Origin of the sequence: Vibrio sp. FE10 (genome assembly GCF_030297155.1) — a bacterium.
Classification (GTDB): Bacteria; Pseudomonadota; Gammaproteobacteria; order Enterobacterales; family Vibrionaceae; genus Vibrio; species Vibrio apostichopi.
Genome location: NZ_AP028068.1, coordinates 151,906 through 171,128 on the forward strand (window position 1 = coordinate 151,906; position 19,223 = coordinate 171,128).

17 protein-coding genes are annotated in these 19,223 nt (G+C 43.4%); 6 read left to right on the forward strand and 11 right to left on the reverse strand.

Going from position 1 to position 19,223, the window contains the following annotated elements; all coding sequences use genetic code 11:
- Nucleotides 1-77: 77 nt before the first annotated feature.
- From luxQ to QUF19_RS17835, 5 genes are all read right to left on the reverse strand, one after another.
- Nucleotides 78-2,654, reverse strand: coding sequence for a quorum-sensing autoinducer 2 sensor kinase/phosphatase LuxQ (gene luxQ, locus QUF19_RS17815; RefSeq protein ID WP_286301663.1), 2,577 nt, complete (start codon nt 2,652-2,654; stop codon nt 78-80).
- Nucleotides 2,654-3,748, reverse strand: coding sequence for an autoinducer 2-binding periplasmic protein LuxP (locus tag QUF19_RS17820; RefSeq protein ID WP_286301666.1), 1,095 nt, complete (start codon nt 3,746-3,748; stop codon nt 2,654-2,656). The genes luxQ and QUF19_RS17820 overlap by 1 nt, the downstream gene beginning before the upstream one ends.
- 308 nt (nt 3,749-4,056) lie before the next feature.
- Nucleotides 4,057-4,371, reverse strand: a complete 315-nt coding sequence (locus QUF19_RS17825; protein WP_102434207.1) for a GIY-YIG nuclease family protein — start codon at nt 4,369-4,371, stop codon at nt 4,057-4,059.
- Nucleotides 4,372-5,028, reverse strand: a complete 657-nt coding sequence (locus QUF19_RS17830) for a YceH family protein (protein WP_286303316.1) — start codon at nt 5,026-5,028, stop codon at nt 4,372-4,374.
- A 63-nt stretch (nt 5,029-5,091) separates the two neighbouring features.
- The gene (locus QUF19_RS17835; protein ID WP_102434209.1) at nt 5,092-5,292 is read right to left on the reverse strand and encodes a hypothetical protein; all 201 of its coding nucleotides are present in this window, start codon (nt 5,290-5,292) and stop codon (nt 5,092-5,094) included.
- Nucleotides 5,293-5,487: 195 nt separating this feature from the next.
- Between QUF19_RS17835 and QUF19_RS17840 the strand changes: the two genes are divergently transcribed.
- The 3 genes from QUF19_RS17840 to QUF19_RS17850 all read left to right on the forward strand — a co-directional run bounded on the left by QUF19_RS17840 (nt 5,488) and on the right by QUF19_RS17850 (nt 7,007).
- Entirely contained in the window at nt 5,488-5,802 is a 315-nt protein-coding gene (locus tag QUF19_RS17840; RefSeq protein ID WP_017105326.1) for a DUF496 family protein, read from the forward strand.
- A 174-nt stretch (nt 5,803-5,976) separates the two neighbouring features.
- Nucleotides 5,977-6,603, forward strand: a complete 627-nt coding sequence (locus QUF19_RS17845) for a D-Ala-D-Ala carboxypeptidase family metallohydrolase (RefSeq protein WP_286301673.1) — start codon at nt 5,977-5,979, stop codon at nt 6,601-6,603.
- 167 nt (nt 6,604-6,770) lie between these two features.
- Nucleotides 6,771-7,007, forward strand: a complete 237-nt coding sequence (locus QUF19_RS17850) for an SMP domain-containing protein (RefSeq protein ID WP_102434211.1) — start codon at nt 6,771-6,773, stop codon at nt 7,005-7,007.
- Nucleotides 7,008-7,096: 89 nt separating this feature from the next.
- Here QUF19_RS17850 and QUF19_RS17855 read toward each other — a convergent pair whose 3' ends face one another.
- Nucleotides 7,097-9,661 (reverse strand): hybrid sensor histidine kinase/response regulator, encoded by a 2,565-nt coding sequence (locus tag QUF19_RS17855; RefSeq protein WP_286303317.1) that lies wholly within the window; start codon nt 9,659-9,661, stop codon nt 7,097-7,099.
- Nucleotides 9,662-10,561: 900 nt separating this feature from the next.
- Between QUF19_RS17855 and QUF19_RS17860 the strand changes: the two genes are divergently transcribed.
- Complete coding sequence (locus QUF19_RS17860; RefSeq protein WP_286301675.1) at nt 10,562-11,998, forward strand: glyceraldehyde-3-phosphate dehydrogenase; 1,437 nt, start codon at nt 10,562-10,564, stop codon at nt 11,996-11,998.
- Nucleotides 11,999-12,277: 279 nt separating this feature from the next.
- On the opposite strand, the gene QUF19_RS17865 is transcribed toward QUF19_RS17860, so the two are convergent.
- Nucleotides 12,278-13,339, reverse strand: a complete 1,062-nt coding sequence (locus QUF19_RS17865; RefSeq protein WP_286301677.1) for an FAD-binding oxidoreductase — start codon at nt 13,337-13,339, stop codon at nt 12,278-12,280.
- Between the two features lie 118 nt (nt 13,340-13,457).
- A complete protein-coding gene (gene hcp / locus QUF19_RS17870; protein WP_260811492.1) occupies nt 13,458-15,119 on the reverse strand; it encodes a hydroxylamine reductase in 1,662 nt (553 codons plus the stop codon).
- Nucleotides 15,120-15,393: 274 nt separating this feature from the next.
- On the opposite strand from hcp, the gene QUF19_RS17875 reads away from it, so the two are divergent.
- Nucleotides 15,394-15,624 carry a hypothetical protein gene (locus QUF19_RS17875; protein ID WP_286301683.1) on the forward strand — a complete coding sequence of 77 codons (231 nt, stop codon included), beginning with the start codon at nt 15,394-15,396 and terminating at the stop codon, nt 15,622-15,624.
- 90 nt (nt 15,625-15,714) lie between these two features.
- Nucleotides 15,715-16,878 (forward strand): alpha/beta hydrolase, encoded by a 1,164-nt coding sequence (locus QUF19_RS17880; protein WP_286301685.1) that lies wholly within the window; start codon nt 15,715-15,717, stop codon nt 16,876-16,878.
- Nucleotides 16,879-16,987: 109 nt separating this feature from the next.
- On the opposite strand, the gene QUF19_RS17885 is transcribed toward QUF19_RS17880, so the two are convergent.
- The 3 genes from QUF19_RS17885 to QUF19_RS17895 all read right to left on the reverse strand — a co-directional run bounded on the left by QUF19_RS17885 (nt 16,988) and on the right by QUF19_RS17895 (nt 19,105).
- Nucleotides 16,988-17,602, reverse strand: coding sequence for a LysE family translocator (locus QUF19_RS17885; protein WP_029223519.1), 615 nt, complete (start codon nt 17,600-17,602; stop codon nt 16,988-16,990).
- 127 nt (nt 17,603-17,729) lie between these two features.
- Complete coding sequence (locus QUF19_RS17890; protein ID WP_102434158.1) at nt 17,730-18,650, reverse strand: LysR family transcriptional regulator; 921 nt, start codon at nt 18,648-18,650, stop codon at nt 17,730-17,732.
- Nucleotides 18,644-19,105 (reverse strand): Lrp/AsnC family transcriptional regulator, encoded by a 462-nt coding sequence (locus QUF19_RS17895; RefSeq protein ID WP_102434157.1) that lies wholly within the window; start codon nt 19,103-19,105, stop codon nt 18,644-18,646. Before QUF19_RS17895 ends, QUF19_RS17890 begins: the two co-directional genes overlap by 7 nt.
- Nucleotides 19,106-19,223 lie beyond the last annotated feature (118 nt).

Consider the following 19,223-nt stretch of genomic DNA (forward strand, 5'->3'; position numbering starts at 1 on the left):
TTATCACAATCTCACTTTCATCGTCATGAGAAACTCGGCTTGGCTTAGTTGATTAATTGTTTGATTAGCTTTATTGATCAGCTCGGTTGATCCGTGTCACCCGAGTATACGTTTTTGAAATGCACAAAAGCTTGGTGTAACGATTCCTCTTTGATCGGTTTAACGATTACATAGTTGGCTCCAGCCGCCATAAAACTGTCTCGTGTCGACTGTTGTGCATCGGCTGTACAGGCATAAATCGGTGTTGATATTCCAATTTCGCTTCTTAATTGCTGAGTCGTTTCCACGCCACCTAAGTTAGGCAGCTGGTTATCCATCAAGATAAGATCAAACGTCTCTGCTTTCGCCAACTCTATCGCTTCTAAACCATCTTTAGCCCAAGTCACGGCCATCCCATACTTCTTACAGAAAGCTTGTGCGATAAATGCGTTCGTGTGGTTATCTTCCACCAGCAATACTTTAAGAGAGTGGCTAAACAGCGCATGAGGATCAATGTGAGGTTGCTGCGGAGAACCTAATAACGGTTGTGAAGATAACTCCACTGGAATCTCGATAACAAACTCGGAGCCTTCTCCTTTAGCACTTCGAACTTGGATATCACCTTCCAGCATATCGACAAGGTTCTTAACAATGGTAAGCCCTAAACCAGTGCCGCCATACTCTCGAGTCGTCGTCTCATCTTCTTGAACAAAAGGTTCAAAAACAGCATCAATTTTACTGCTGTCAATGCCAATGCCGGTATCTTTAACCCGAACAATTAAGCTCGCTTGGTCTGAATTAAAAATGCTTTCAAGTTCGAAACTCACCGAAATTCGCCCTTGATGAGTAAACTTAAGGGCATTGCTCAACAAGTTAAACATGATCTGATTGAGGCGCACTTGGTCTGTGCTTATTTCAATATCACTCGCCAAATGGTTATCAATACAAAAAACGACCGACTTATCTTCACACAACGGACGATAGATACTGTCTAGCGTGTTAACGAGCTCAACTAAGCGGAAGTTTTTCTTTTGAATATTGAACTGTCCCTGCTCTATTTTTGAGAAATCCAAAATATCATTGAGCACCGCAAGTAAATGTTCTGCACTGTTACAAAGCACATCGACTTGATCTCTGTTGTCTTCACTCTGTATCGATCGTTTCATTAGCTGAGAGACGCCGAGAATACCGTTTAACGGAGTGCGAATCTCATGGCTCATCTTGGCTAAGAAATCAGCACGCACATTTGCAAGGTGTTCAGCTTCCTCACGAGCTCGATCGGCTTGTCGCTCCGCTTCGATTAGCTTGGTGATATCTTGCCCTTGAACTACCACACCCGTAATGCCGTGCTCAACTCTGATTGCCGACATATTCCAACGAAACACCTTATCCCCGATTGGCACATTAATACCCGTCAGCTTCGATCCTTGGACCACCATCTGAATATTAGGCAGCATTCGTTGCTCAAATTCCTGAGCAATCACACCATAGTTATCATCTTCATCAAACAAAGCCATGCGAGCTGCCGGGTTCATCTGAATCAAATCGCCTTTGTCAGACCAAACCAATATCGGTGAATGAGCAAAGTTAAACAGGTCTTGGAATTTTTGGTTTTGTTCAGACAGCCGTTCAAAAGTATCTTCTAACGTGCAACCAATATGGTGGAATTCGAAGATGTTGGAGCCATCAAATTTGTTGTAGTCTTCGCTGCCACTTGCTGAGCGGGTAAAGTCCATTAACTTATCGAGTTCAGCCGCGACCTTTCTCTGAATCCAAGCTTTAGCAAAGAAGGATACGAGTATGATCACGACAACGACGACAATGATTGCACGTTCGTAGTTTTCTTCTAACGCAATAAAGTTAGTGTTCTTTTGCACGGCGCGGATAATGAGTGGCGTATCGACCGCATTGATCTTAATCGTCGCAATAGTCACAAAATGACTAGGAAGCTGATCATGCTGTTTGTAATTGAGAATGTCCGTGAGCGTATAACTTTCATCTCCACTGAAGGTAGAGGTAACAGGCGTACCGTGCGCCTCTATTACAATGTTCTCGCAGTTACTTCCCTGTTGAATCGATTCCGCGAGCGAGAAGTTATTATCCAGCACAATTGCGATATACAATTGTCCCAGAACTTCACCGGTTTCGTTATCAACAACTGGCGTGCGTCGAGCCAACAGGTGGCGATCTCCTATCTCCGTCGTCAGCTTTAAAAAATGCCAATTACTGCTGAACGCGACCTCATCAGAAATGTTTTCCAGATTGGTATAATCCAAACCGTAAAACTGACCATTGCCATCGTCCCAAACGACACCATCGTGAGTCACGACAAAGCGTAAATCTGGGGCATGATTCGGTTCACGTTGGTCAACACCAAAGAAAAAATAACTCAGCGCTTCTTCGTCATTGGTATCAAAGTACTGCCTCAACACCGCACTGTGCGAACTGCTGTCTTGATGAATCTGTAATACCGACAAACGGTAATCAAACATGTTCTGTATCAAGCTAGAAGTCTGCTGAACCGTCCGATTTGTTTCTTGCTTTACAATGCTACTGCTGGTTTCATAATTATGAATAAGCACGCCAAGCGCCATAACCCCTATCACTAAAATAACGATACGGGTAATTAATTTGGCTAGAGTGTTTCTCGGTGTACTGGCGTAGCTTTTCTTCATTATTGACCTGAGTATCTAAATGCCCGCTGTTTGAGTTCAGAAATACGTTCGGGAGAGTCTTCTTTGGTGACCAATTCAAAATCACCAGAATATACGGTAGGCACTTCTAAACCAGCCAAATCCCATTTAATGGCTTCTGCCATCGCAATGCCAGTGTCGTCATTCATCCGCATCACAGTCACGTCTAGATCACCTCTTTCGATAGCTTCAAGTTCGGCAGAACCGCCTCCCCAACCATTAAGAAGAATATCTCGGCCTGATTCGCGAATCGCATCTGCAGCACCCAATGCCACATCAGTTGCACATGCATAAATAAAGTCTAGGTCTTTATCTTTCTCTATGCTGATTTTCGCCGCTTGGTAGCCGCTTTCTTTGTCTGACTTAGTGTAAAAGGAAGACTTGAGTGCGAAGTTTGTATCGGTGTTCACTTCGTGGATAAAAGTATCACCGCGAGCATCACTGATATAGCCTTCTGAGCGGTACAAAACCGAATATTGGCTGTCTGATTTACTGTTATTCTTAAAGTACTCCGCCAGCTTTAAGCTGCCTGTCGCATGGTCGAAACCCACGTACATGAATGGCTGTCTGTCATCCCACGCTCGAACTGGTGTAGTGATATTTTGCAGAATCAACTTGGTATCCGTTGACGTCAAAACATGTTCAATAAATTTACGATGGCGAGTGGTATCGAGAGTAAAAATCAAGTAGTCGGTTTTGTTTTCGATGGCTTCTTGTAATGAAATACTTTGCTGGGTGATATCAGCATTAACTCGTGTAAAGACCTGATTGATCTGATAATTAATTCTCAGCCTATCGAGCCTTTTTTCGAAAGCTTCGATATTGCGAACCCAATAATCTGAGATCTGTTGTCCCGGATACACCACAGAGATTGTGATGGGTTCATTTTGAGTCTTTCTTAGAGGAACGGGGTGATTTTGCACGGCTTCAACCATTTTATCGGTCAGTGCTTTTTGCTCTGGAAATTTAGAAAGGTAATCTTGGTATTCCCAGTAACCATTGAGGACATGGGTACCATGGGAGAGAGCGGACGCAGAAAATACGGCAAGTCCCAACAACATCAGTAAACGTTTCATATTTTTCTCGTTTTATATGAGCTACTTTGGCTCATTTTTTGACCTAGCATGACACCATATCTTTGTATGGCTACGAGATATTATGTAGGACAACGATGATAAATGATAGCGCCTAACGCTAATTAGAACGACATTCTAAATGTGCAATATGTCAATTTGGAAGAGAGATTGTAATCAGTGAGTTCTACGATGCGTTTAGGTCAATCCGAAACTAACCAATTACACCTTACATTCAATAACTTAACATTGATTCATAAGGAAAAATACATTATTAAGATTTAATCAATAACGAACGTTTTAGCTATGAATTATGAGACTTCGATATATTGAATTTGGTCTTCTTGCCACTCAATGATTAGTTTGAGTGATACCAGTTTTTCTTTGCGAGGCTTAGGTAATTGTTTGATCGCGTATTCGGTTTTCAATGCCTCACTTTTTGACCTAACATCAAAACTCCAAACCAGTTCAAGTGGGCCTTTACCTTTAAGGGCTTTTGCTCCTTTACCGGTTTGATGTTGTTCAAATCGGCGTTCTAAATTATTCGTTACACCGCAATAAAGTGCGTTATGACGATTGCGGATCAAGTACACCACCCAACCCGCATTTTTATCTAAGCTAGACATCTAAAGTAGTGATTCAACCATTTCTTTAAGCTCAGCAACTTCCGCTTTCAGGTTCGCGACTTCGGTTTCCAACTCTTCAAGTCTTCCGCTATTCGCGGTTGGTTGAGAAGCTCCTAAAGACGAAGTTGCAAAAGACTCAACATCCACTTCACCACTCAGTAAATGTTGGTAACGAGATTCACGTTTGCCCGCTTCACGTGGCAGTTTCACCACCAAAGCACCCGCTTCTCTTACGGCTAATTTATCGAGTGTTGCTTCCACTTCCTTAACATCGCTGAAATTTGCAAGACGACCTGTTCTGGTGCGCAGTTCGCCAGGCGTTTGTGCGCCGCGAAGCAGCATACAACAGATGATCGCACGCTCTTGCTCAGTAAATTGCAGATCACCAAATTCAGTATTGCAAAAGCGGTGCTGATACTTATTCACGCGACTATTGAAGCTGCTTTCGTCACTCACTAAACGACGCGCTATTAATCCATCAACGGCATCTAATACTTCAGATTCAGACAGAGAGAGTACAGGCTCACGGTTACTCTTTTGATTACATGCCGTCGTTAAGCTGTTTAACGTTAACGGATAATGATCAGGCGTGGTGACTTCTTTCTCGATCAAACAACCGATAATTCTCGCTTCAATTAGGGAAAGTACTGTGTTCATCATTTTTCCTTTTTATTATTTTGATTAATCCGTCTCAACACTGAAGAATGCAGCCAATGATGGCTAGTGCTCAGACAAAATAGGTACTCTTTTCTTTCGGCCTTGTTCATCAATCATTATGATTTTAGAACGATTTAGCTCTATTTCCACGACTTCAAGGTAAGTACGTTCTTTCACATACGCCTCTCGAAGCTTGCTTTGTTCTGCTGAAGATTCGGTAACACTTTCTACCAGATCGTCGGTTTCTAATTGTTGTTGATTCATTTCACATTTCGTATCAATGAAGTATCTATACTGGATACTAACTTGAACTCTTAGATAAAAACAATCGCACTTAAGCGAGAGTGCCGAATAATTATACAACCTTACTTTTGCTTTGATCTAAAGACTGTTACAACACCAACTGATGTGCTTTAATCAGAAGCAGACAACGTATTTGACGATTAGGAAAAGGAATCTATGAGCAGCGTATTTGAAATTGTTAACCAAGCACGACGTAAGAACAAACTTAAGCGTGAACTTTTAGACAACGAAAAGAAAGTTCGTGACAACCGTAAGCGTGTCGACCTTCTTGATAACCTACTTGACTACGTCAAGCCAGAAATGACTCATGACGAGATCCTAGGCATTATCAAAAATATGAAAGCTGACTACGAAGATCGTGTCGATGACCACATCATCAAGAGCGCAGAGATTTCTAAAGCTCGCCGTGACATCAGCCGTCGCATTCGTGAACTGACAGAAGAAGACAAGCAAATCCAAGGTAAGAAGTAATCTAACCTCGCTAATTTACTTGTAACAATGTTAGTAACCCACTCTTAGTAGTGGGTTTTTTTATGCCCAAATTCTAGCGTCTATACTTAAACGATCGTAAAACTGAGCAACTGTAAACCTAACGAACTAACGAACTAACGAACTAACGAACTAGCGTAAGCAATGGAGTGACCTATGTACGAAAGTATTCTGATTACCTTAGCGCTATCAACAACTCAACCCTATCCTGAAGAATTTGAAAGACTGTTTACCGAAGAAACTGAAATCACCTACGACGATCTCGTGGTGGATGTTCATGGCTACAAGGTTCCGACTCGGTCGGCATTTCGAGGCTGGATGCTGCTGAATCACGCAGAAGACAAAGTAAGAGAGATTGGGCAACAGCTCAAAGAAGCAGGCATTACGCAAAGCATGCCTTTGCACTTAGTGCTACTTCAAGGGACAGACTGGGCAATGAGCAACACGACCTTGTTTACCCTTCCCAATAAGAAACACGTGCCTAATATGATCAACACCTTGAAATACATTCAGCAATACATCGAGCCTGAAATCGGTGTTGTTATTCCTGTTTCTGGAGAACGTTCAAAGCTCTACAATCAGCAAGCTGGCGGTGCACTGCGAAGTAAGCACTTAGAATTTTGTGCCTTAGACCTGGTTCCTGCCAACGGTATTTCTCGAGAAGACCTGCACGTTAAACTTAAAAAAGTTCATGCCGAGTTTGGACAAAAACATAACGTCGGACTGGGCTTATACGCTGGCGTGCGATTTCATATCGACACTTGTGGCTTTAGACAATGGTAAACACAAAAAGACACCAAAGAGTCAATTGGACACCACTAATCACCACGTCTTTTTGACTCAATAATTATGATAAAAATCATTATACCATTGAAAAATAACAATAAACAAAACTGGAACGCTAATTGCTATTAATAACTAGTCAGCATAATTATTAATAGGAATACAACATGAAGAACATGACTCAACGCTTTCAGACTCTACTTTCTGTTTCAAACTTCAGTTTAGCAATAACCGCTCTGGTTATGCTCCTTAGCATCATAGTGGCTTATCCTATGGCCGATCATTTTTCTCTGCCAATCCAAATCGTTGCGCACATCAGCACAATATTGGTGGCAGCCTTATTAAAGATAAGCTATGTCGGACGCTGTCTTGCTCAATATAATCTTGGGCTAGAAGTTAGATAGGAATAGCGAGTAACAGCATAAGTCAAATTCCACGCACCTCGGATCATTGAAGCACGCTCAACGACTTCATCAAAGAGGTGTCCGTTGGCTTATACGATATCTAAGCTACTGAAAAGGTCATACAATTGGTGGGATTTATAAGGTTTAGGCAAGTAAGCATTCATACCCGCTTCAAAGCAGTCTTTAATGTCCTCGTCCAACACGCTAGCTGTCAGGGCAATGATCGGTAACGGCGTAACGCCCTGCTCTGTTTCCCAATCTCGGATGGCTCTAGTGGCGGTAATGCCATCCATGACAGGCATCATGCAGTCCATTAGAATCGCATCAAACTGAGCGCCTTGAGTAATCACATCGACCGCTTCTTGGCCATTGCTAGCAATTAGGTATTCATAACCTGCTTTCTCAAGAAAGAAGCTCGCTATCTTTTGGTTCATCAAGTTATCTTCGACAATCAATATGCGTCGATTCAACGACCGAACCTCTTCCGTTTCAAACTCCTCTTGCTCAACCTCTTCTTCGCCAATGTCGAGCGACAATAGGCTATTTAAAAATCGTTTCCCTAAGAAGGGTAAAGTATGCGTGGAATGAACAGGCTCCGTGATTAAGTTCGTCTTAAATAGGTGATGTTGGCACACGATCACACGAGAAAGAGGATAGAGCTCCTTGAGCGCAGCAAGATCTTTATCCATAGAGTGATGTAACGTGTGGCAATAGAGTATGAAGTCACTCTCCGTGATACTTGCATCGAGTTCAACGATGGATGGAACCACCTGCGCTCGAATACTAAAACGCTCACACTCTTTGACCAACTGATCTAAATAGCTGAAAGAATTTGAGACTATCGTTGCATGGCTTAGGTTCTCAAAGGTTTGAACATGGCTTTCTATAATATCGACGTACAAACAAAACGAGAACGTGGAGCCCTCGCCTTTCACCGATTGTGCACTGATATACCCACCCATTAAATCAACAAGCTGTCGACAGATCGCGAGCCCTAAACCTGTACCTCCAAACTGTCGAGTAATACTGCCATCTTCTTGTGTGAAAGGTTCGAAGATCGATTCTAGTTTCTCGGGTTCAATGCCGATACCGGTATCAGTCACTGTGCAATCAAGCTTTCCTCGGCCTAATGACATGGGTGTATAAGCAATATCTGTGGTGATTGAGCCTTTAGATGTAAATTTAATGGCATTCGATAGCAAATTGGTGAGTACCTGCCTAACACGATACTCATCAAAGAAGAGCTGTGGTGGAGTTTGTGGGTCAATATTAATATCGAGTTCGATATCTTTGCTCATCGCTTTCGATAGAATCACACTCACCGAGTCATAAACAGCCTCTCGAAGGTCGGCATTATGTGGCGACAGCATCAAATTACCTGACTCTATTTTCGAAAGGTCGAGAATGTCATTCAGCAGAACCAGCAAGGAATGGGAAGACGACTCTATATCGCCCAAGACTTCTTGTTGATTAGCACTCAGTTGGCTTTGAGATAAAATCTCGGCCATACCGATAATCCCATTGAGCGGCGTACGTATTTCATGGGACATGTTCGCTAAAAAGGCACTTTTGGCTTTGTTTGCCGAAATCGCGTCTTCTTTGGCTTTGATTAACTCTTTGTTGTGATGGTAGTTACGTTCCATCACTCGATTTAGAGTCTCAGTGAACTCAGCAAGCTCATCGTTCCCTTGAATGTGAATCACCTTGGGCTTGCCATAGCTGTCTGCGCATTCCGATACCCCTTTAAGGATCGATGATAGGTTTCGGTTTAAACGCAGAGAGGTAGCGATACCGAGCCATAACAGAGCGCCTGAAGCGACCAGAATCAATAGAGTTATGACCAAGGTTTGTCGTTTTTGTAAAGCGATGTTCTTTGTCAGATCAGATTGTAATTGCTTGGTATAAGCACCAATTGCTTGTGAAATAGCGCGTTTTTTCAGCTCTAAGCCTTTCAAATGTTCATAGATTTCGGGTGACGAGAAGTCCCCTTTGAGGATTCGAGATGTGAAGCTGTCTTGCAGTTCATCTTTGGAGAAAGCGTTTAGCAGTGTTCTAATCTCTGGAGAGCGACTGCCCGATCGAAAAAACGAATCCAACAACTGTTGCTGCCTTTCCAAAGCACCAACATAGCTCAGTAGATACTGATTCTTCAATTCTGGGGAGCGATACAAGCTGTAGCTTAGCCATGCTTCCCTCTGGGTCCAAAACACGTAATTAGTAAGATGGACAAACATCGCATCAGCTTCGCCGATATCTTCATCCACTAAGATCATTTGATATTCAGACAGTTCCATCAACACGTCTTTCAGCAAGTCAAAAGCACGTTCAGTTAACAGTGTGTTGTCAGTAGTTTCTGGCGCTTGAGCAAGGCTAATCAACACGTTTTTAAGTTCGACCAACTGTGGCTCAACACTCCAGTTAGCGTCGAACTGTTGAAGTCGAATCTCATATTGCGTAAGCCTATCCAGTTCTGATTGCAGCGTTAAAAGCAGCTGACCTTTCTCAGGGGAGTCATTAGACAGAACCAACCATCGATAAGCATTACTTGAAATAGTATTAAAAGATTGAAGCGCTTCGACCTTAATACGTGTTGTTTCAAGGTGGTTCATCTTCTTATCGTTCTTTAGCACTTCATTGACTGTAAAACCAAACATAATGATTACAGAAACCGTGGAAAGAAAAATAAGACGCCATCTAATTGACATGTTTATCATTTTTATAATGACTCCCTTCCCGAAAGTAATTTTACCTAGCCCACGTTAAGGATAGGACATTAACAGAGGTTATTGATCAAATTGGATATGAACTGACGATACTCTGAGCCCAGAATAGACATTTATATTAACTGGCATCGCTTTCGATGCTTTAAGGGTTTATTTGAGTCAGTGAGGTGTAAACCCATGAGGTCTACTCAAGAGAGGTACAAACAAGTGAAGTGAAACTAGATTGATCGAGTTATTATCACTCGCATAACAAGTGAAAAAGAAAGCTTATCGGCTCTGCAAGGCAGCGAGTAACGACTCTAGACATTAATAAAGTCGACAATTAGGTGAAATTTGTGAGATCTAATCGTTTGCGTCATGCACTTTTCGCACTCTATCTTAGCTTGTGCCAAGATCGAACAGGAAAAACGGTCGATTAGCCTATCTGTTGTTTACCATTTACGTGTAACTTGAGTTAATGATCACATCTTTTATGATCACTATGACCTGAATTACACATCATATTTTGAGTTGAGTATTTTTTGGCGAGAATTAAGTGCTACAGATTGTTAAAGTCAATAGCCTTTATTGACGCTAAAAGCTTGATTTATGACTAATATAAAGCCAAGTTTCAGATAATTTATCTGCATTTATTTTTCCTAGCAGAATAACCCGTCGTACCTTACAATCCTGCCACATAAAAATTACAAGTTACACACAAGGCATATCAAGCGCATTTTAAGTGGCGTTAAAGACCACAAAAGCTTAGATAGCTCAACTCCCCCCATGCACTCATGGCTACCCTACATTCGCTATGATTGCAGAAATTAACGTGAAAGGTCCCGAGTAAAGATGAGTCCCGAAAAGCACCTCCTAGACTGGCAAACTAGTCAAACTATTGCTGAATCAATCGCTCCTACTTTAGGTCAGTTGTACCGCCAAAAAGGCGTTGAAGTTATCCTGTTCGGTAAAACACTGGTTAACGCGACAACTATCGACATCATCAAAGCTCACCGCATCGCAAAACGTTACACAGGTTCTCCGCTTACAGCAGAGCAGACTCAACCAATCATTCAACACCTTCTCACTATGGACTTGTCTCCATGTCGTATCGATGTTGGTCGCCTTGCTCATACATTCTGGCAAGATCGCGAAGACACACACGGGTTGGATGATTTCCTACAAACTGCACTTTTAGAATCGCTTGAAGGCGATGCGATGACAGAACCTCGCGATGTTGTTTTGTACGGTTTTGGTCGTATTGGCCGCTTGTTGACTCGTCTATTGATCGAGAAAAGTGGCCCAGGTTACCCACTACGTTTACGTGCAATTGTTGTTCGTGGCGGTAAAGATGGTGACTTAGAAAAACGTGCAAGCTTGCTACGTCGTGACTCTGTTCATGGCCAATTCAACGGCAGCATCGTTGTAGACCAAGAACGTAAAGCGATCATCGTTAACGGTAACTTCATCCAAGTTATCTACGCAAACAAGCCAGCAGAAGTGGATTACACCGCTTACGGTATCGAGAATGCACTTGTCGTTGATAACACAGGTGTGTGGCGTGACGCTGAAGGCCTAAGCCAACACGTTGCGTGCAATGGTGCGAAGAAGGTTCTACTGACTGCGCCAGGTAAAGGTGAAATCAAGAACGTCGTATTTGGTGTAAACCAAAATGACATTCAACCAGAAGATACAATCATCTCTGCTGCAAGCTGTACAACAAATGCAATTACGCCAGTATTAAAAGCGGTTCACGACAAGTTTGGTGTCCTATCGGGTCACATCGAAACGGTTCATTCATTTACCAATGACCAAAACTTGATCGACAACTTCCACTCTGGTGATCGTCGTGGTCGTGCTGCTTCATTGAACATGGTACTAACATCAACAGGTGCTGCAAAAGCAGTATCAAAAGCGATGCCAGAAATGGAAGGTAAGTTAACAGGTAATGCGATTCGTGTACCGACGCCAAACGTTTCAATGGCAGTAGCAAACCTAAACCTTGAGAAAGGCACAAACAAAGAAGAGTTGAACGAATACCTGCGTGAAATGGCGCTATCTTCGACTTTATCTGCACAGATTGATTACACCGACTCAACTGAGATTGTATCTACAGACTTAGTAGGCTCTCGCCACCCTGGTGTGGTTGACGGTGTTGCAACTATCGCGCAAGACAACCGCGCTGTTCTCTACATTTGGTACGACAACGAGTTTGGCTACAGCTGCCAAGTTGTTCACTGTATGGAACAGATGATGGGCGTTCGTTACAAGACATACCCTGAAGTTTAAACGACTTCGATCTTGTAACTAACTCAGCGCAACCAGCTCCACAACATAATAACTATATCTGCGAAGTCTGTTATAGGCTTCGCAACCCCTTTTGTTTTGCTCCCCCGTATAAACAATAGGGTTGCCACTTAGATCTGCTCTCTCTAACGATCTAAGTGGCCTTTTTATATCTGCTACACGCTATGTCTTCTAAACACGGTGTCTTCCACACGAACAAAGCTCCGTTCTCACGTGCTTCATTCTTGCCTGTAGAGCTTCATTCTTTCCTGTATAAAATGGCTACAACTCAACTTCAACGTCTGACTGAATCGTACTTGAGCACGCCAACACGTACCCCTGCTCTATTTCTTCGGCTGTCAGTGTCTCTTGACTGCTCGATTCCACCGAACCTTTGGTCACTTTGCATTTGCACGAACCACAAATACCGCTGCGACAGGCGATGATAATTGGAACGCCTGCATTTTCTAATGAATCTGCCAGTGGCGTGCCTGCGTCGGCTTCCACTTCTTTACCAAATGCAGGTACGAAGACTTTTACAGAACCACCATCATTCGCCTCAGCATTGTTCACATCCGCTTCTACGGCTTGCTGCGTGTCTTTAGAAACTGGCGTGAAGCTCTCTTGATAAAAGTTATCCATGTTGAACTCTAGTTCTTTCAGGTAACTTTCTATGTCTTGCATGAACCCAACCGGGCCACAAAGATAAACGGTTCTGTCTAAGATATCTGGGCTCAGTTTCACCAACCAATTCTTATCCAATCGACCTTGAGGCGCCGTTGTTCCTTCGTTATCTTTCAGCAGCAGTTTTAGGTTGAAATTAGTATGTGTTTCGTCGAGCTGATGAAGTTCTTGAAAGTAGATAGTCTCAAGCTTATTACGTGCCATATGAACGAAATCTATTTCCATCTCGCTATCTTGAGACAACCAATACTTCACCATCGCCATAACCGGTGTGATCCCGCAACCCGCGCTAACCAGCGTCACTTTCTTGCTCGTAGTAGGCATGCAATCAATGCAGTTAAAGCCACCAGCCGGCTTTAAAACAGAAACCTCATCACCTTCATCAAGCTCATCGACAATAAAGTTAGAAACCAACCCACCTTCCACACGCTTTACTGTCAGCTTTATGCGATTGTCTTCAGGACAAGAAGCCACAGAATACGCGCGATAATCGGTTTTTGTCGGCATGTCCAAACCCAGCGTAATGAACTGGCCTGGCTTAAAGTTGAAATGGAGGTCTTGTGGAATACTGCCAAGCTCAAAGCTGACCGTATCTGGCGTCTCGTGCCATTTCTTTAAACACACTAAATTGATTGAATCGCTATCCGACCATGCATACATAGTTCACACACCTTGCTGATGACTAATTGATTAAATGACTGAAGATTTAAATCTAAAAAGCCCCGACATTACCAACTCTAAGAGAACAGCAACAAAGGGGCTTAGGAGTGCGCTTAAATTAAGCCGCTAAGATTGTTTTAAGATCTTGCTCTGGCGTTGAGATAGAACGCATGTCGAACTCGTCTTGCATAATCTTAAGTAGGTTCTCAGTTAGGAACGCAGGCGCTGTAGGGCCTGTGTAAATACCTTTCACACCTAGAGCGAACAAAGTCAGCAGGATAACGATCGCTTTTTGCTCGAACCAAGATAGAACCAGCGTTAGCGGAAGTTCGTTGATGCCACAATCAAACTCTTGAGACAGCGCGATAGCAAGCTGAATAGCAGAGTAAGCATCGTTACATTGGCCAACATCGAGTAGACGTGGGATACCGTTAATGTCACCAAATTGGTTCTTATTGAAACGGAATTTACCACATGCCAATGTCAGGATTACTGAATCTTCTGGCGCTTGAGCTGTGAAGTCTGTGTAGTAGCTACGCTCAGATTTGTCACCGTCACAACCACCGACTAGGAAGAAGTGCTTGATGTTGCCTTCTTTCACTTGCTCAACAACCGCAGGTGCCGCTTCCATCAGTGCGTTACGACCGAAGCCGACAGTGATCATTTGCTCGATCTCGTCGTGTTTGAAGCCTTCTTGCGCCAGTGCACAATCAATTACTGCGCTGAAATCGTCGCCTTCAAGGTGATCAACACCTGGCCAACCTACGATGCTACGTGTAAATAGACGGTCTGCGTAAGAACCTACATCAGGGTTAAGCAGGCAGTTAGACGTCATTACAATTGCGCCAGGGAAGTTAGCGAATTCTTTTTGCTGGTTCTGCCAAGCGCTACCGTAGTTACCCGCAAGGTGTGGGTACTTGTTTAGCTCAGGGTAACCGTGTGCAGGTAACATCTCGCCGTTAGTGTAAACATTGATGCCCTTGCCTTCGGTTTGTTGAAGGATCTTTTCTAGATCATGCAAGTCGTGGCCAGAAACAAGGATACAGTGACCTTGCTTAGTCTTCACATTGACCGTTGTTGGTTGCGGGTGACCGAAGGTATCTGTCTCGCCTTTGTCTAGCATTTCCATTACTTTGTAGTTCATCAAGCCAATCTGCATTGATGTATCAAGTAACTGTTTTAGGTCTGATGGGTCAGTACCTAGGAACGCCATGATTTCATGGTATTCAGCGAAAATAGCGTTGTCAGTTTGGCCAAGAACACGAGCGTGCTCCATGTAAGCCGCAGCGCCTTTTAGACCGTATAGGCAAAGAAGACGAAGGCCAATCACATCTTCATGTTGAGAGTCGTGACCACGGTTAACCGCGGCTTGTGGTGCAAGTGCCAATAGCTCTGAAGAATCAGTTGGAAGATCGAACTGCGCTGCTGCAGAAAGCGTTGGGATTTCAAAGCCAATCAAAGTCGCTGCTGCGCGAACTTGTTGCTCTAAACGCTGTTTGAATTCGTGAGATTGCTGTGCAAATTCGATGATACGAGCAGGGTCGAAGTTAACGTTGGTGAGAGTTGCGAAAAACGCTTTTGGCGCCCACTCATCAATTTCAGTATCAATAACATCGCAAGTGCGACCTAAATTTGCCCAAAAAGAGACACCTTGGAGAGAATGCACCAACACATCTTGAAGGTCGGATACTTCCGAAGTTTTGCCACACATACCTTGTGCGAAAGAACAGCCTTTTACAGTGGGTGTTTGAATTGTTTGTTCACATTGAATACAGAACATATAGGGGCTCCAGTAATTTTTTATTAGCTGTAAGTACTTTGCTTACAGTGACTTATTCCAAACCCTATAGAGCATCAAGCGTGCCAACTTTTAAGTTATTGATTTTAAAAGACTTGATTAAATTCCATATTTTTAGTGCGTGTTTATGACTACATATAAACCCGCAAACCACACACACCTGTGTCATAGTGACTCTTGAAGAATATTTAACGACGTTCATGTTTCGTTCAGAATAGAAGCGATAAAGTAACAACATAGAAAGAGAGGAATGAATATGAAAAATATATTAGTTACGATTATTGCATTGTTTACTGGCCTTTTGGCGCTATTCACAAGCTTGATTCTTGCTATTCCTTTGGCTATTGCAGCTTTAATTACTGGCAAGCGCATTCAGAATCAAATGAAGAAACAAGGTTTCGCAGCTCATATGAACACTCGTCAGTCATCAACCAATGATGCCGGTGTTATTGAAGGTGAATACGAAGACCTTTCAAGCAAGAAGTAGTCAAAAAAATAAGTAGTGAGTAACAAGTGATAAGTAATCTAAGCTGTTTACTGAAGACAACTTAAAACATGACAGAGACAAGATTAAAAAATGCATAGCAAGACCATTCTAACGCTACTCGCTTTAACGACTTTAAGTCTCGTTGGGTGCTCCAACGAGACCATAGCCCCCGCTTACGAAACATCTCCTAACTTGCCTGAATATCAGCAAGACAGCTTTGACGCCTACGTGAACGACACTCAAGATTGGTTACTGAAAAACCGTGTGTTCATGACCAAAAATAAGCAGCTAGAGATTCAACTCAATTCACCCACCGAATATCAGCCTGAGAAGCCAAATGGCAAGGCCGTTTTATTGGTTCATGGATTGGGCGATTCTCCCTACTCATTCAAAGACATCGCGACACATTTAGCCGAACAAGGTTACCTAGTGAGAACGGTATTACTACCCGGTCACGGCAGTCGTGTTGGTGACTTAATGCAGCCAAACTTAGAAGATTGGCAGGGCGTGGTGGCTCACCACACTAAGTTGCTAGAGAAAGAGTATGATTCTGTGTGGCTTGGCGGTTATTCAACCGGTGCGAACCTCGTGACTTCACAGGCGATGAACGACCCTAAGATTTCTGGGTTACTTCTGTTCTCTCCTGCGTTCCAACCGAGTTCGTCTGCGGTTCAATATGCAGGGCTAGCAAGCTACTTTGTTACGTGGGCGGATCAAGATCCTGAAGACAACGTACTTCGCTACAACTCACTGCCAATGAATGGTGCCTCGGTTTACTACGAGACATCAGAAGTAGTTCGTGAAGACTTGCAAGATAAACACTTCGATAAGCCGGTGTTTATTATGATGAGTGAAGGCGACAGTGTGATTGACACTAGCTTCGTTCAGCAGGCGTTTACTGAGTCTATGCCCAACCCAAACAATGTGTTGGTTTGGCAAGGAGAAACCACACTCGACGATCCTCGCGCGGTTCAATATAGCATGAAGATCCCAGAGCAACGTATCTCGAACGGCTCTCACATGGGTTTACTGTTCTCGCCAAGCAATCCGTACTACGGAATCAATGGTAGCGAAAAGATCTGCTCTAATGGTCAGGCTGAAGGTTTTGAAGCCGAGTGTAACGCGACAAGTGAAGTGTGGTACTCGGCGTGGGGATATCGTGAAGAAGGTAAAAACCATGCGCGCTTGACCTACAACCCGTACTTTTCTGACTCGATGAAAAAGCTCGATGCGGTTCTGAATTCGGAAGGCTAACAAGCTCAAGTCTGTCGAAGCCAATCCCTAGAAGTCAAAAAGGCTCACTAGATAACGTCTAGTGAGCCTTTTTAATGGATGTCGTTTCTTGCCAGTATCTGGCCTACCGCTATATCGTCCACACCACGCGAACAGCAAGCAAGATTAAAACCACGCCAGACAATCGATCGATCAACTGCGCTTTTGCTCGAATGCGCTCTACGATCAACGGGCTAGAGAGCACCAAAGTAATGAAGGTATACCAAAGGCCATCAACAATCAGTGGCGTTGAGACAATAATCACCTGATTGCTGAGTTCGTTACCTAACGCCACAAATTGGCTAAATAGAGCGATAAAGAACAGCGCGATCTTTGGGCTCAAGATAGAGATCAAGAAAGCTTCGCGAGCAGACTGCATGTAGCTCATCTGTTCACCCGCTTCCAATTTCGCAGCAACACCACCTTTTGAGCGTAATGCATTCACACCAAGATAAAGTAGATACGCTGCACCCGCCAAACTGATGCCTTTAAAAATCATTGGCGATTGCTCAAGTAACACCGCTAAACCGACAATGGTTGCGAACGCGTAAATACCGATGCCAGCAGCATGTGACCAAGCCGCGATAAGCCCGTTCATACGGCCACCAGCCAAACTGTGTTTAGCGATCATCGCCAAGCTTGGGCCTGGAGACATTGCACCCAACAAGCAGATAGCTAATAAAGAAAACCAAATTGTTACTGTCATCATTCCATTCCTAGTAAAACCAAGCGTTCCAGCTGAACACTCTACAATTAATACTCAATACTTAGTGCTTACGATAATTCGCAAAAGGTATTAATTGAAATCAAAGATTATCATCATGTTTATGATTTTAAGTCATACTGATATTGTAACTCGACTTCTGCATCGCTTGGAATGCCTTTTCTCGCGCCCATTTGTGAGCAGAATCGTTGTCATACTTCGGGTGCCACATTAACCAATAGGTGTGCATCTCCGTTTCAAATGGCAACGAAAAGTAGGTCGTTTCAAGGTGTCGACCTAAGTTATAGGCGATATGTTCCGGAACGATCATCAGATAATCGTCTTGCATTAACACGGTACCAGCCGATGAAAAGAACGGAACCTGCAAAGCGACTCTGCGCTTATGCCCCAATTTCTTTAACGCAATATCAGAATAACTGTCTTTGTCTCCCCCACCAGTCACTTTAATGTGTGAGTAGCTGACGATATCTTCTGTACTCAAAGTCGATTGCTGAGCTAATGGATGGGACTTGCGCATCAAACACACCGACTTATCTTCGCCAAGTTTGATGCTAGAAACATGTTCTGGTTTCTTAGGGAAAATACTCGAAGCCAAGTGAATACCTGACTCATTCAGTGCTTCAAGGTAGTTTGGCTGCCACAAACGATACGCCAAATTGATATTTGGCGCTTCGGCAGACACCTCAGCAACAATCACAGGCAGAATATACTGAGCCACATAATCACTCGAAGACAACACCAACTCACCTTGCCAATCTTTCGGTTCGAACGGCTTATCATCTAATAAGTGATCAAACTCGCCCAACAAGTCATCGAGTTTGTCTTTTAACTGCAGCGCACGATTGGTCGGAACCAGCTTATTGCCATCACGAACTAACAGAGGGTCGCCACACAAGTCTCGTAGCTGGCTGAGCTGACGACTGACCGCAGACTGTGTGATGTGCAGGCGCTGAGCGGCACGGCTTACATGACACTCTTCAAGAAGTACATGCAGTGAGCGCAGCAGGTTTAAATTGATATTGCCTAACATGAATATACCGTCGGATTCAGTTTGTTAAAAAACTCAGTCAACACAGTATGAGTCACTAGGTGGCGCAGATCTGGATAGCTTTGCAGTTGATCGCGAACTTGGTTTAAATGCTCCATGCTTTCCACTTCAACGTACAGCATCATATCTGTCTCACCGCTGATAGAGTGGCACCATTGCACACCATCAATGCTCTGGATTCGTTGCGCATAAGACTCACAGCTATGGTCGCTGCTCGACATGTCGAACTTCAACAAGATGTAAGCGCACACATTCTTCGTTTGATTGGGCTCTGTCACTTGAGCGCAATAACCCGTAATCACTTTGTCGCTTTCCAGTTTCTTGATTCTGGCATTTACCGCCGAGCGCGAAAGGCTGACATCTCGGGCGATATCGCTCACTGAGCAACGTGCATTGGTTTTGAGAATATCTAAAATCTGGCGATCAAATTTATCCATGCTTCTGATTCGTTCCACTTATTGTTCTATTTATAGTGTCTAATTTGACACAACTTCCCTGCTTATAACAGTCGACGTTTATAACAGCCGACACTTTCACGTTTAATCAGATTAATAC

Excerpts from the sequence above, each read along its gene's own strand:
- QUF19_RS17855 (WP_286303317.1), bottom strand. The coding sequence starts at position 9,661 with ATGTTTGGTTTTACAGTCAATGAAGTGCTAAAGAACGATAAGAAGATG.
- QUF19_RS17825 (WP_102434207.1), bottom strand. The coding sequence starts at position 4,371 with ATGTCTAGCTTAGATAAAAATGCGGGTTGGGTGGTGTACTTGATCCGC.
- QUF19_RS17895 (WP_102434157.1), bottom strand. The coding sequence starts at position 19,105 with ATGGATAAATTTGATCGCCAGATTTTAGATATTCTCAAAACCAATGCA.
- hcp (WP_260811492.1), bottom strand. The coding sequence starts at position 15,119 with ATGTTCTGTATTCAATGTGAACAAACAATTCAAACACCCACTGTAAAA.
- luxQ (WP_286301663.1), bottom strand. The coding sequence starts at position 2,654 with ATGAAGAAAAGCTACGCCAGTACACCGAGAAACACTCTAGCCAAATTA.
- QUF19_RS17880 (WP_286301685.1), top strand. The coding sequence starts at position 15,715 with ATGCATAGCAAGACCATTCTAACGCTACTCGCTTTAACGACTTTAAGT.
- QUF19_RS17885 (WP_029223519.1), bottom strand. The coding sequence starts at position 17,602 with ATGACAGTAACAATTTGGTTTTCTTTATTAGCTATCTGCTTGTTGGGT.
- QUF19_RS17865 (WP_286301677.1), bottom strand. The coding sequence starts at position 13,339 with ATGTATGCATGGTCGGATAGCGATTCAATCAATTTAGTGTGTTTAAAG.
- QUF19_RS17840 (WP_017105326.1), top strand. The coding sequence starts at position 5,488 with ATGAGCAGCGTATTTGAAATTGTTAACCAAGCACGACGTAAGAACAAA.
- QUF19_RS17835 (WP_102434209.1), bottom strand. The coding sequence starts at position 5,292 with ATGAATCAACAACAATTAGAAACCGACGATCTGGTAGAAAGTGTTACC.
- QUF19_RS17850 (WP_102434211.1), top strand. The coding sequence starts at position 6,771 with ATGAAGAACATGACTCAACGCTTTCAGACTCTACTTTCTGTTTCAAAC.
- QUF19_RS17820 (WP_286301666.1), bottom strand. The coding sequence starts at position 3,748 with ATGAAACGTTTACTGATGTTGTTGGGACTTGCCGTATTTTCTGCGTCC.
- QUF19_RS17890 (WP_102434158.1), bottom strand. The coding sequence starts at position 18,650 with ATGTTAGGCAATATCAATTTAAACCTGCTGCGCTCACTGCATGTACTT.
- QUF19_RS17875 (WP_286301683.1), top strand. The coding sequence starts at position 15,394 with ATGAAAAATATATTAGTTACGATTATTGCATTGTTTACTGGCCTTTTG.
- QUF19_RS17845 (WP_286301673.1), top strand. The coding sequence starts at position 5,977 with ATGTACGAAAGTATTCTGATTACCTTAGCGCTATCAACAACTCAACCC.
- QUF19_RS17860 (WP_286301675.1), top strand. The coding sequence starts at position 10,562 with ATGAGTCCCGAAAAGCACCTCCTAGACTGGCAAACTAGTCAAACTATT.
- QUF19_RS17830 (WP_286303316.1), bottom strand. The coding sequence starts at position 5,028 with ATGAACACAGTACTTTCCCTAATTGAAGCGAGAATTATCGGTTGTTTG.